Raw genomic sequence first — 12,086 nt, forward strand, 5'->3', positions numbered from 1 at the left:
CACTTTTGTGGAAATGAGGGATTTGCAAATATTCCAGTGCGTCGCTAAATATGGCAGCGTAAGTAAGGCGGCTGTTGAGTTGAATTACGTCCAATCCAATGTAACGGCGAGGATTAAGCATTTAGAGCAGGAGTTACGGACGCCTTTATTCAATAGGCATAAACGTGGCATGTCACTAACTGCGGAGGCCAGAAAGATGCTGGAGTATGTAAACAAAATTTTGCTTGATGTAGAAGAACTCAAGCAAGTATTCCTGGATAGTGAAACACCTACAGGGATATTGAACATCGGTACAGTTGAAACGGTCAGCGATCTTCCCAAGATTCTGGCCTCCTATCATAAACAGTATCCAAATGTCGATTTATCCATAAAGGCGGGGTTAACGGAAGACTTAATCAAAGATGTCATTGAACACAGGCTGGATGGCGCTTTTGTTACAGGACCGATCAAACATCCGCTCATTCAGCCATACGATGTTTGTACAGAAAAACTTGTATTAGTTACAAGAAATCAAACATTTAACCTTGAAGAAATCATAACAGAGCCATTTTTAGTATTCAGTCAAGGGTGTGGCTATCGCTCCAAACTGGAACAATGGCTGAGGGAAGAAGAAGTGATGCCCAAAAGGATCATGGAGTTCAATGTATTGGAAACGATCTTAACCAGCGTAACACTCGGTCTTGGCGTTACCCTCGTACCACAATCGGCGGTGAATCATCTAACAGCCAATGAAAAAGTCCACGTGCATGCAATTCCGGAAGAATACCGCAATATCTCGACAATCTTCATTCACCGTAAAGATGCTTATATGACAAACTCCATGAAAAGCTTCCTGCACACGATTGAAGCTCATCATGAAGACCGGTTCAAGCAAAGCCCAGAAACAGCTCCTGAGCTGATATGAAGGAAGGGGAAGCAGCAAATCGCTTTACATGGAAGGATAGAGGATCGCTGAATAGGCTACGAAACTATTCATAAAAAAGTAAAACATAAAAAACATGGGGATACTGGGACAGCGATATAGCATAGTATGGTATTTATTATTGCTTCGGTTTCCTTATGCTTGTCGTTTATTAATCATGTTCTAACGTTAACTTGGAAAAGCATTGTGAATCATTTAGACAAAAGCCAACGATTTCGTTGGCTTTTTGTCATACATTCAAATTAGAGAAAAGATATCCTTCTATAGCTAAACTGGTAGTTTAGCTATAGAGAAATTGTATTGTTTCTCATTTATTGGGAAAATATATAAATAGGAGTAAGAAGGAGGGAACAGAGATGGAAGTAAATATGAGTGTTGAAGAAGTCGTGAATCAAATTTCTGCATTGGTAGAAAAAGAAGGGAAGCCGCCTCGAAAGAAAGAGGTAAAGAAGTCAGATCCAGAGTTAATGAAAAATGCATTGTATTATTTTCCTAGTTGGGATACTGCAGTGGAACATAGCATTGGATCTTGACCATAAACGATACATAAACATTTATTTTTCAATTAGTCTATATGAGGCAATGGAAGTTATGAAGGCCGCCAATTGGCGGCCTTTTAAACGTGCGATTCTTTACTGTCTATCGAGTAGTTTAGTTGAATAAAGATATGGACGCATCAAAAGGAATCAATTTCATATTTTCCTTTTCGGAACGAGTGGAGTATCGATCCTTTTTAGTCGATAAAGTCTGATACTTCAATGAAGCATAGTGTAACTTTTTTACATATGGGACCGTATAATAATTTGTTAAAACACATGAAAAGAGGGTTCCAATGAAAAAGATATTGTTGATTTTGGCAGCCGTTTTTTTGGTAACAGGACTTAGTGCTTGTAAAGGTGTCCAGGAGGAAAATAAGGAATCCCCACCAATTTCAGAAAAGCCAAATGATAATCCTAAGCAAACCGACGGACAAGATGAAGATCCTCCAGGTGAATCGGTCGATGATCCGGCAAAAGATCGGCCAAATACGAAAACGGATATGATCATATTGGAAGGTATGGAAGAAACATTCCGATTCACGCTTCATCATAGTCAGGCATTGGGATTCTCAACCTACATCGTGGATGACATGGTCGTTGAAGAGGCTAGTTCTGGTGAAGGAGATGCAATGATTGTTTTTGCGAATTTTGCAGGCAAGAGAAATGAGGATGCCAAAGTTCAGATATTTTCCAAAAGTGAAGGTACGAATGCGACAATAGAAGAACAGGCGGAGTTTGCGAGGGAAGCTGTGAAAAGCAACGATTTTGAGATTAAACAGCGATCTGATAATACGCCTAACCGATTCGATTGGTCTGAGGTCGAATTTGACATTAGTCAGAAGGGCAGTAATTACTCCATATTGGGTACAGTGTCGGTTTTTCAACATGGCGACCGCGTTTACCATGCGATCGTTCAATACCCGGAAGATTATGAAGAAGGCTTCATGCCGCGGGTTGTAAAAATGTTTGATGATATCGTATGGTATGAAGTACCATTGATAAATGGGTATCCGAAATTTGGTACACCATTTTAATAGAAAATGGTAATGAATTTGTCGGAAAAGGAATCCTGTTGAACGGTAGAGAGCTAGTTTGTCTACAGTCTGAGAGCAGCTTTTTTGCTGCTCTTTTTTGTATGATAGGATTGTCTGCTTTATTCAGATCAAGAAGGATAAATGATTGGGTTAGAGAATAATTAGTGATAGGTTTCGAAAAACGAATTTGATAGAAAATAGGTGAAGCAAGTGGAGTTGGATACATTATATAAGACATATCGACCTTTTCTTTTTTCCATCGCATACCGGATGCTTGGATCGGTTACCGATGCAGAAGATATCGTTCATGATTTATTCCTGCAGCTTAAGCTTGATACCGACGAAATTAAGGACATGAAAGCATACCTTGCGAAAATGACGACAAATCGCTGTCTGAATTTTTTGAAATCAGCCCGTAAGAGAAGAGAGGTTTACACAGGACCTTGGCTGCCAGAACCTCGGGTGAACGAAACAGATCAGCCTCTAGATAAGGTCGTAACGGATGAAACGGTTGCATATGCCTTCCTCGTTTTGCTGGAACAGCTTTCACCTGTTGAAAGAGCGGTTTTCGTGCTTAGGGAAGCATTCACTTACAGCTATGAAGATATCGCCGAGATGCTAGAAAAGAATGAAGTGAACTGCAGAAAGATCTACAGCCGGGCTAAGCGGAAATTACAGAATGATAGGCCAGTCCATCCGGAGGATACGAAACATGTCGATCTGTTGGCAAAAACATTCATAAAAGCATCTGCGACAGGAAACTTTGAGGAGTTTTTGGATCTTCTTACAGAAGATGTTGTCCTTGTTACTGACGGCGGAGGAAAAGTGCTTTCTGCATTAAACCCAATTGTAACCAAACAGCGCGTATCCTCCTTTCTTAAAGGCGTTTCTGCTAAAGGAGGCTTCATAGGAGAACTTCTTCCGGTGATGGTCAATGGCCAGGAGGGAATTTTGCAAATGAAAGAAGGAAAGCCTATCAAAGTCATCTGCTTTGAATTAGATCCAAAACAAAAAAATATCCGCAAAATCTTCATTGTCACCAATCCCGATAAATTAAATCATATTCCTGTGATAGATTGAGGGCTCTCATTTTTGGATGTCACAAATCAAACCTCTATTTTGTCTTATAAGTGGAACCTAAAAAGATTTAATGGGGGAGATTGACATGGAACAACGGATTAACTACATGAAGACAAATCGTGAAGTGGTCAAATTAATGATGGGTTTGGAGGAGTACAAGAAAACAACGGAAATCGATAGCGCATTAATCGAATTGATTAAAATTCGCGCGTCTCAAATCAATGGCTGTGCGTACTGCTTGGATATGCATACAAAGGATGCCCGGGCAATGGGTGAAACGGAACAAAGAATTTACTGTTTGAGTGCTTGGCGTGAATCACCATTCTATTCTGATTCGGAAAGGGCAGCTCTGGAATTGACGGAAGCGGTCACGGCCATTTCTGCCAACGGTGTACCTGATGAACTGTATGAGAGGGTTCGCCTTCATTTTGATGAAAAACAATATATCGATCTCGTTACCATAATCATCACGATCAATGGCTGGAACCGATTGGCCATTTCAGCCCAAAACATACCAGGGCACTATAAGCCTGTAATGGAAAAATAATGTCGTTATCAAAACCCCTTGTATGGTTACAAGGGGTTTTAATTGTAAAAACGTGGCTTTTTAATTATTTTTCTTTTTTATAAAAGCGTTCACCCGTATCAGGATTATAATACACCCTTGTTTTTTCTCCTGTCACGGGGTCAATATTTATTTCATCTGTCGATTGAAATCCATCAGGAACTTTTACACCGTGATTGCGTTTAAACCGTTTATCATAGATAAAGTATCCAAGTAAAATGCATAAGATAACTATAATAATTTGTAATATATAGTACCCTATGATGAATATCATTATATTTTCTCCACAATGACGGCGGTTCCATATGCAACAATTTCGCTCATATTCGTACCGATTTCCCCAGAATCATATCTCATCATTATAATTGCGTTTGCACCCATTTCAGTGGCATTTTTTATCATACGGTCCATAGCTTCTTTTCTTGAATCTTCAAGCATCGCTGTATATTGCTTGATTTCCCCGCCTACCAGGGATTTTAACCCTGCCATGATATCGCCGCCAATCCCTCTGCTTCTTACAATTAGACCGAAGGCAGGCCCTTTTACCTCTACAATTTTGTATCCTTCAATTTTTTCTGTGGTAACTACCAACACATTAATCGCCTCCGACTTATTTACTTTATTATTTAAAACTTTTCATGAACTTTTCCTGAACTGAAGGCATAAACAAATGGTCTAAGTTCGCATGAAATTTAAATATTACATGTAGTTCCTTGTTTATCAAGCGCAGTAATCATTCGTTTAAAATTTTAACATAATATAAGCTTTATCCCTCTTACAATAGGGATTTCACTTCTTTAACATGTAACATATTTCGGGTAAGCATAAAAAATCCCATTTCGCAGAAAAGAAATGGGATTAAATTCATCAGTGTTTTTCCTGCTGTTTTTTGAGCTAATTGCCCACCTTCAAAATGAATTTTTGCTTTTTATTTCTAAAGGTACTATAAACTGCGGTTTTCCATCTTAACTTCATGAAGAATTTCATGCAATTTATTCTTATAATACAAGCTGATTAATTGTGATCTGGAGGCTACGTTTAATTCTTCAAACAATTTATTTACATGGTTACGAACTGTAGAAATACTTATATGCAGATTATCAGCTATTTCTTTATCTTTGAGACCTTGAGTTATGCTCTGGATTATCCGCAAATCAACTTTATGAAGCGGTTCCCTGGTGAATAAAGTTGATTTATCTGTTTTTATTATTTCTTCAATTAATAATTTCTCACGGTACACATGTAACTCGTAGGAGATTTGATTAGCGAGCATTTCAGAAATCATTTTAAAATGTTCACTATCATCCGTTGTGAATATACCTACATAGCCTTGCAATTCCTTATTTTTAATTTCATGGAACGGGGTAGATATAACACTAAAATCCTTTCCGGAAATTTGATTTTTAGTTTTTACAGTAGTATTTTGCAATGAACTTAAAGCAAATGCATTATTTTCAACAGCTTCTTTTATAACCAATTTACATATATCTTTATTTTCTGAATTGCTATAGCTTGTTTACTTTACTCGTTTCACAATAAACTATTTTGGGGTGTGGTTGGTTCCAAAAAAGACGACTGCTGTTTCAGAAATGACACGGGTCCTGGAGATGGTTTTTAGGGAATTATGTGATTGGTATTTCCACACCGAGCATTGATGAAATTCTATAAATAATGCTTATACACCCATTCTCCTAAACCTAAAACAAAATTCGACAAGGATTTCATTGCTGGTGTAAGATGAATGAAAAAGCCAGAAATGGGGTGAATGCATTGGTTGATTTATTACCGTCGCTGTTTGAAAAAGTGGGGATCATCGTAATTGCTGCATTCCTGCTTTCTTATATGAAACCCTTTCGGCAAATGATAGGCCATGAACATGAAATGTCAAAGAAAATCATGTTTATCGCACTTTTTGGAGCATTCGGCATCATAAGCAACTATACAGGAATCGAAATCGGGAAGCATGCCATGCCAGAGGGTGATTGGCATGCTGAGATTGCTCCCGATAACGCGATTGCCAACACAAGAATCATGGGCGTGGCAATCGGCGGTTTGCTGGGGGGACCATTTGTTGGATTGGGAGTAGGGTTGATTGCAGGGCTTCACCGTTATTTTCTTGGGGGTTTTACGGCGGGGGCTTGTGCGATCGCCGCGATTTTTGCTGGGGTTTTATCGGGTTTTTTGGGGAAAAGGCGGCGAAAGCATGGGACAATCACCCCTTGGTTTGCCCTTCCCATTTGCATGGCATTGGAAGCGATCCAAATGGGCATCATCCTGGTGACGGCCAAACCATTTGAAAGGGCGTGGGAGCTCGTACAAGTAATCGGACTTCCCATGATCATCATCAACGGGTTCGGGACTTTACTATTCATGCTCATCATTCAATCGATCACGAGGGATGAAGCACGGACCCGGGCCGTACAAACGAATCTTGCGTTTTTGATTGCAGATCAAACATTGCCCTTTTTCCGGCAAGGTCTGAATCAAACTTCATGCAAGAGAATAGCCCAAATCATCTTGGAGCTGACTGAGGCCGACGCCGTGGCCATTACCAATGAACATAGCGTACTTGCCCATGTTGGTGCTGCGTCCGATCACCATGTCCCAAAGGTGGGAATAGCGACAGGCTTAACGAAAAAAGCCCTTGAACAAGGGAAAATCATCGTGGCCAAAACAAAAAAGGACATTTATTGTTTTCATGATCAATGCCCATTGCAGGCGGCCGTAGTCCTGCCATTGCAGGTCCAGCAGAAAACGGTCGGGACTTTGAAGATGTATTTCAAGCATCCGGATAAATTAAGCCAAGTGGAACAGGAGTTAGCTGAAGGATTGGCTAAACTATTTTCCACTCAATTGGAACTCGCTAAAGCGGAAATGCAAACGAAATTATTAAAAGATGCTGAAATTAAGGCCTTGCAGGCACAGGTCCATCCTCATTTTTTATTCAATGCAATCAATACGATATCCGTTTTATGCCGGACGGATGTAGAGAAGGCAAGAAATTTATTGCAGGAGCTCAGTGCCTTCTTTCGCTCTAATTTACAAGGGGCCCGACAAATATTGGTGCCGCTGGAAAAGGAATTGGAGCATGTTAACGCTTATTTATCACTGGAGCAGGCGCGTTTTCCAGATAAATATCATATCGACTATCGCATTGAACCAAGGCTTAAGGAAGTTCTCATCCCTCCATTCACGTTGCAGCCACTTATTGAGAATGCGGTACACCATGCATTTCCACATGTGAAAAGCAAAGGTGAAATCATCATTCACGCATACTTTAAAGACGATATGATGCGCATTGTTGTGGAGGATAACGGAAAAGGGATTTCAAGCGGGAGAATAGATGAATTGGGTAAGCATGCTGTAGAATCGACTAAGGGTACAGGAACGGCCCTCCATAATATCAGTGAACGGCTGGAGGGGATCTATAAAGGTCAGGCCGGCCTTTCGATAGAAAGTGAAGCGGGGCACGGAACACAAGTGAAAATATCAATACCACTCAACGAAAAAGGAGCATATGTCAACGATGATGAAAGCATTTATCGTAGAGGATGAACCACTGGCAAGAGATGAATTGAAATATCTATTGAAGAGGAGCAGGCAAGTAGAAGTCGTGGGTGAGGCCGAGGGGATAGAAGATGCCATGAGGGATATTTCCCGCCTTAAACCTGAACTTGTCTTTTTGGACATAGAGCTTGCAGATGGTAATGGTTTGCATTTGGCTAAGCAATTGGCGGGACTTGACCCGGCACCTTCGCTCATTTTTGCGACCGCTTATGATGAGTTTGCCCTCCAAGCCTTCGAGTTATATGCATTTGATTATCTATTAAAGCCATTTAATGAAAAAAGGATTCGTCAAACATTGGATAAGCTCATGAAGCAGCGTCAAATCGGGGAAGACGAATCCAGGATTGCACCTCCCACCAGCCGGACGGCGGTGGAACAGACAGGTAAATTGGCTGTAGTGATAGATGATCGGATCGTTTTGATCGACCGGGATAATATTTTATTCATAGGACTCATGGATGGAAAGACGATCATTAAAACGGAAGAAAATGAATATAAAATCGGTGACCCTCTCATCGTGCTTGAAAGGAAGCTCGATAAGCGCTCATTTTTACGGGTGCATCGCGGTTTTATCGTGAATGTCATCCATATATCCGAAATACAGCCTTGGTTTAACTCGACTTATAATCTCATCATGAGTGACGGATCAAACATTCCGGTTAGCCGCACGTATGTGAAGGAGCTTAAGCAGCTTATCGGCTTTTAAAAATTTTCATAATTCTGCATTTTAGCTTCTTCATAATGCAGTCCACCCCTCGATATCTGCATTATAACTTGAAAACCCATTGAAGCCGCTTTCATTGTGATATCATTTTTTTACGATGTAAGAAATAGAGGGGGTTCAAATATGAATGCGGTTACAATTGTCATAGGCTCCATTTGTATATTAATGATTGCCTACCGTTTATACGGGACATTCATAGCACTGAAAGTATTAAAACTCGATGATTCCAAGCCGACACCGGCCCATAAATTAGAAGATGGAAAAGATTATGTTCCAACAAATAAATGGGTGGCATTCGGCCACCATTTTGCAGCCATTGCAGCCGCTGGTCCTTTGGTGGGGCCGATCCTTGCTGCACAATTCGGCTATTTGCCAAGTTTATTATGGCTTTTAATCGGGGCTGTAATCGGGGGAGCCGTCCATGATGCCGTCGTGCTTTTCGCCTCGATGCGTAAAGACGGCAAATCCCTTTCGGAAGTTGCGAAAGAAGAACTTGGACCTGTAGCAGGCTTCTGTACAGGACTCGCAATGCTTTTTATCATTATGATCACGATGGCAGGACTTTCAATGGTCGTTCTTCATGCTTTGGAAAATAATCCATGGGGCACGTTTGCAGTCGGGATCACCATACCAATCGCCATGGGTGTAGGGCTTTACCATAAAAAAACCGGCAACCTGAAAGGGGCGACCATCGTCGGGTTCGCGCTCATCATGGCCGCAATTTTACTTGGTCCGAACATTCAAGGAACGGCACTTGGTGAATTATTGACACTTGAGGCGAGCACCCTTGCCATCATTTTGCCGATCTATGCTTTCTTCGCTGCCGCATTGCCTGTTTGGCTGCTGCTGGCACCTCGTGATTACTTGAGTACTTTTATGAAAATCGGTGTATTTGCCGCATTGATTATCGGCGTTTTCGTCGTGAATCCAGAAATTCAGTTTCCTGCGTTTACAGAATTCATTAATGGCGGGGGCCCGATTGTAGCCGGTCCTGTTTGGCCATTCATTTCAATAACCATCGCCTGTGGGGCGATTTCAGGATTCCATGCATTTGTCGGATCGGGTACAACTCCAAAAATGTTAAACCGTTGGAGTGATATCAAATCCGTTGGTTTCGGAGCGATGCTTGTCGAATGTGTCGTTGCCATCATGGCTTTGATTGCTGCGGTTTCACTGCAGCCAGGTGATTATTTTGCGATTAACTCCACACCTGAAGTATTTCAAACATTAGGCATGGAAACCGTACACCTTGATGAACTCAGTGAAGAAATCGGCATTAATCTGGAGGGACGGACAGGCGGGGCAGTTACACTTGCTGTCGGCATGACCTATATTTTCACCGAAATACCCTTCTTTGACAAACTGGCATCGTTTTTCTTCCAATTCGTCATCATGTTCGAGGCGGTGTTCATATTAACCGCAATCGATTCAGGGACACGTGTTGCCCGTTACTTAATCCAGGACTTTTTCGGGGAGTTCTATAAACCATTAAAACGAGTCGATTGGCTGCCGGGGAACATCTTCGCCAGCGCATTAGCCTGCTTTATCTGGGGATACCTGCTTTACTCTGGGGACATCGGTTCGATCTGGGCACTCTTTGGCGTATCCAACCAGCTCATGGCTTCGATTGGACTCATCATCGGTGCCACCGTCGTACTGAAAATCGCAGACAAACGCTGGTATATCTGGACATGCCTCGTACCTCTTGCCTACTTATATGTAACAGTCAATGTAGCAGGGTACTGGATGGTGAAAAACGTATACCTGAACCCGGACTCTGCAGGATTCAGCATCTTGAACGGAATACTATCGATCACCATGTTAATCCTGGGCTTGATCATCCTGGTTGCCGCCTTGAAAAAATGGAGGGAGCTTTGGAAAATCCCTCAAGCAGAACTATTGAAAAGATCCGCATGAGCATACAAAAATCCGGGCGGAAACTGCCCGGATTTTTGTTCGTTATGATGCCCGCATTTAAAATGAAGACACCAAAACCTGAAAAAGGAAAGTATCAATAACCCCAACTTTGTTAATGATAGCAAATGAGGAGGTGTGATAAGATGGCAAAAGATGTTCTATGTGAAGTGAATAATTGTAAATATTGGGATTCTGGAAACAAATGCAGTGCAGATGCTATTTATGTTGTCAGCCATAAAGGGAACCAAGCATCAAATAGCAAAGAAACGGATTGCAAAACATTTGATCCAGAAATTTAAATCATCCGGGGTAACCATCAACTGGTTACCCTTCTTTCATATTTATTATTGATAATAAAAATCATTTTCATTCAAGAATATAGAAATTCATTTTATTTTTTTCTTCATGACTTAGTGAGTTTGATTGATATAATCGAGAGTTTGATCGATAAATTCGAGAGTTAGGGCGATATACTCCTGAATTATGCTGTTTACTCTTGATTAGAGCACTTTACTCGTGAATTAGGGCAGTTTACTCGTGAGTTAGAGCGCTTTACTCGTGAGTTCGCAGTTTACACGAGAGTTTGAGCACTTCTCGTGAATTAGGGCAATTTACTCGTGAGTTAGAGCGCTTTACTCGTGAATTTAGCAGTATTACTCGTGAATTAGGGCAATTTACTCGTGAGTTCGCAGTTTACACGAGAGTTTGAGCAGTTTACTCGTGAGTTTTGGCAATTTACTCGTGAATTAGGGCAATTTACTCGTGAGTTCGCACATTACTTTTGAATTTGAGTATATTACTCGTTAGTTTGCACGATTACTTTTGAAATCGTCAGCCCATCACCGATTGGAATTAGCATGGATTCCAATTGAGGGTGATTGGCAACCGTTTCATTGAATGCCTTCATGAATGCAGTGTAATGTTTAGGTTCAGCATCCGGATCTGCGACACTGCCCCTCGCAAGTACGTTATCCATGACGATCAAAGCACCCGGTTCTGCCAGTTTAATGCAATATTGCAGGTAATTTTCATAATTGTCCTTGTCAGCATCTATAAAGAAAAAATCAAATTTCTTGTTATCACGAACGAGTTTTTCAAGGCTTTGGAGAGCTTCTCCCGTCATATATGATACTTGATCGCCAAAGCCAGCTTTGGATAGATTGCGATAAGCTAGCTTTGCGTATTCCTCCTTTAATTCAAGGGAGGTTAATATTCCTTCGCTGCCGAATCCCCTGGCAAGGCAAACTCCGCTATAGCCCCCAAGAGCGCCTATTTCCAAAACATTTTTAGCTCCTGAAATGGATACAAGCATGGTAAGGAGTTTTCCAGATGAGGGGGATACCGATATGGACGGCAATCCGTTTTCTTGTATGGATGTAATGACTTCTTCCAAAAGGACATCTCCGGTATAAAACACTGAATCGATATAACTGTTAATTTGTTTCATTCATTTCCATTCCTTTCTCACCATTATTGGAAGTTTCCTTTTCTACACTTTTCTTATCGGCTGCTTCATTTTCTTGTATTTCAAATAATTGAATGAAATCGTTGATTAACATATCAATCGCTTTTAATTCACCGACTAAGATTTGATTGATGGATTGAAACTCTGGTTTATCTAACTGTTCCATAATGATTGAACGTTTAAGATTCATCATTTCTAAAAAAGCAATTGCCCTTCCACGGCGAAATGTTTTTGGGCCACACTTCATTGGCGGCCTTCTTTCTATTATCATAA

At 40.9% G+C, this 12,086-nt stretch carries 14 protein-coding genes; 9 read left to right on the plus strand and 5 right to left on the minus strand.

Features of this window, described 5'->3' with window-relative positions:
• Positions 1-7 precede the first annotated feature (7 nt).
• From J7E52_RS01075 to J7E52_RS01095, 5 genes are all read left to right on the plus strand, one after another.
• Entirely contained in the window at positions 8-904 is an 897-nt protein-coding gene (locus J7E52_RS01075; protein WP_214743307.1) for a LysR family transcriptional regulator, read from the plus strand.
• Positions 905-1,278: 374 nt separating this feature from the next.
• Complete coding sequence (locus J7E52_RS01080) at positions 1,279-1,455, plus strand: hypothetical protein (RefSeq protein ID WP_164855090.1); 177 nt, start codon at positions 1,279-1,281, stop codon at positions 1,453-1,455.
• A gap of 299 nt (positions 1,456-1,754) precedes the next feature.
• A complete protein-coding gene (locus tag J7E52_RS01085; RefSeq protein ID WP_214743308.1) occupies positions 1,755-2,495 on the plus strand; it encodes a hypothetical protein in 741 nt (246 codons plus the stop codon).
• 210 nt (positions 2,496-2,705) lie between these two features.
• Complete coding sequence (locus tag J7E52_RS01090) at positions 2,706-3,575, plus strand: RNA polymerase sigma-70 factor (RefSeq protein WP_095391537.1); 870 nt, start codon at positions 2,706-2,708, stop codon at positions 3,573-3,575.
• Between the two features lie 85 nt (positions 3,576-3,660).
• On the plus strand, positions 3,661-4,122 hold the full coding sequence (locus J7E52_RS01095) for a carboxymuconolactone decarboxylase family protein (protein WP_214743309.1): 462 nt from the start codon (positions 3,661-3,663) through the stop codon (positions 4,120-4,122).
• 64 nt (positions 4,123-4,186) lie between these two features.
• Here the strand turns inward: J7E52_RS01095 and J7E52_RS01100 are convergent, their stop codons facing one another.
• The 3 genes from J7E52_RS01100 to J7E52_RS01110 form a co-directional block, all read right to left on the minus strand.
• A complete protein-coding gene (locus J7E52_RS01100; protein ID WP_214743310.1) occupies positions 4,187-4,414 on the minus strand; it encodes a hypothetical protein in 228 nt (75 codons plus the stop codon).
• Positions 4,414-4,734, minus strand: a complete 321-nt coding sequence (locus tag J7E52_RS01105; RefSeq protein WP_095391560.1) for a YbjQ family protein — start codon at positions 4,732-4,734, stop codon at positions 4,414-4,416. The genes J7E52_RS01100 and J7E52_RS01105 overlap by 1 nt, the downstream gene beginning before the upstream one ends.
• Before the next feature lie 349 nt (positions 4,735-5,083).
• Positions 5,084-5,617, minus strand: a complete 534-nt coding sequence (locus tag J7E52_RS01110; RefSeq protein ID WP_214743311.1) for a response regulator transcription factor — start codon at positions 5,615-5,617, stop codon at positions 5,084-5,086.
• Positions 5,618-5,877: 260 nt separating this feature from the next.
• On the opposite strand from J7E52_RS01110, the gene J7E52_RS01115 reads away from it, so the two are divergent.
• From J7E52_RS01115 to J7E52_RS01130, 4 genes are all read left to right on the plus strand, one after another.
• Positions 5,878-7,695, plus strand: a complete 1,818-nt coding sequence (locus tag J7E52_RS01115; RefSeq protein ID WP_286197340.1) for a sensor histidine kinase — start codon at positions 5,878-5,880, stop codon at positions 7,693-7,695.
• On the plus strand, positions 7,667-8,413 hold the full coding sequence (locus tag J7E52_RS01120; RefSeq protein ID WP_214743312.1) for a LytR/AlgR family response regulator transcription factor: 747 nt from the start codon (positions 7,667-7,669) through the stop codon (positions 8,411-8,413). The genes J7E52_RS01115 and J7E52_RS01120 overlap by 29 nt, the downstream gene beginning before the upstream one ends.
• A gap of 141 nt (positions 8,414-8,554) precedes the next feature.
• Positions 8,555-10,348 carry a carbon starvation protein CstA gene (gene cstA / locus J7E52_RS01125; RefSeq protein WP_214743313.1) on the plus strand — a complete coding sequence of 598 codons (1,794 nt, stop codon included), beginning with the start codon at positions 8,555-8,557 and terminating at the stop codon, positions 10,346-10,348.
• A 143-nt stretch (positions 10,349-10,491) separates the two neighbouring features.
• Complete coding sequence (locus J7E52_RS01130) at positions 10,492-10,647, plus strand: DUF1540 domain-containing protein (RefSeq protein ID WP_065310844.1); 156 nt, start codon at positions 10,492-10,494, stop codon at positions 10,645-10,647.
• Between the two features lie 497 nt (positions 10,648-11,144).
• On the opposite strand, the gene J7E52_RS01135 is transcribed toward J7E52_RS01130, so the two are convergent.
• A complete protein-coding gene (locus J7E52_RS01135; protein WP_214743314.1) occupies positions 11,145-11,795 on the minus strand; it encodes an O-methyltransferase in 651 nt (216 codons plus the stop codon).
• On the minus strand, positions 11,782-12,084 hold the full coding sequence (locus tag J7E52_RS01140) for a hypothetical protein (RefSeq protein ID WP_214743315.1): 303 nt from the start codon (positions 12,082-12,084) through the stop codon (positions 11,782-11,784). Before J7E52_RS01140 ends, J7E52_RS01135 begins: the two co-directional genes overlap by 14 nt.
• Positions 12,085-12,086 lie beyond the last annotated feature (2 nt).

The sequence above is a fragment of the Bacillus sp. ISL-34 genome (genome assembly GCF_018613325.1).
Lineage (GTDB): Bacteria > Bacillota > Bacilli > Bacillales > DSM-1321 > Peribacillus.

Excerpts from the sequence above, each read along its gene's own strand:
- J7E52_RS01080 (WP_164855090.1), top strand. The coding sequence starts at position 1,279 with ATGGAAGTAAATATGAGTGTTGAAGAAGTCGTGAATCAAATTTCTGCA.
- J7E52_RS01085 (WP_214743308.1), top strand. The coding sequence starts at position 1,755 with ATGAAAAAGATATTGTTGATTTTGGCAGCCGTTTTTTTGGTAACAGGA.
- J7E52_RS01095 (WP_214743309.1), top strand. The coding sequence starts at position 3,661 with ATGGAACAACGGATTAACTACATGAAGACAAATCGTGAAGTGGTCAAA.
- J7E52_RS01100 (WP_214743310.1), bottom strand. The coding sequence starts at position 4,414 with ATGATATTCATCATAGGGTACTATATATTACAAATTATTATAGTTATC.
- J7E52_RS01115 (WP_286197340.1), top strand. The coding sequence starts at position 5,878 with ATGAATGAAAAAGCCAGAAATGGGGTGAATGCATTGGTTGATTTATTA.
- J7E52_RS01120 (WP_214743312.1), top strand. The coding sequence starts at position 7,667 with ATGATGAAAGCATTTATCGTAGAGGATGAACCACTGGCAAGAGATGAA.
- cstA (WP_214743313.1), top strand. The coding sequence starts at position 8,555 with ATGAATGCGGTTACAATTGTCATAGGCTCCATTTGTATATTAATGATT.
- J7E52_RS01130 (WP_065310844.1), top strand. The coding sequence starts at position 10,492 with ATGGCAAAAGATGTTCTATGTGAAGTGAATAATTGTAAATATTGGGAT.
- J7E52_RS01135 (WP_214743314.1), bottom strand. The coding sequence starts at position 11,795 with ATGAAACAAATTAACAGTTATATCGATTCAGTGTTTTATACCGGAGAT.
- J7E52_RS01140 (WP_214743315.1), bottom strand. The coding sequence starts at position 12,084 with ATGATAATAGAAAGAAGGCCGCCAATGAAGTGTGGCCCAAAAACATTT.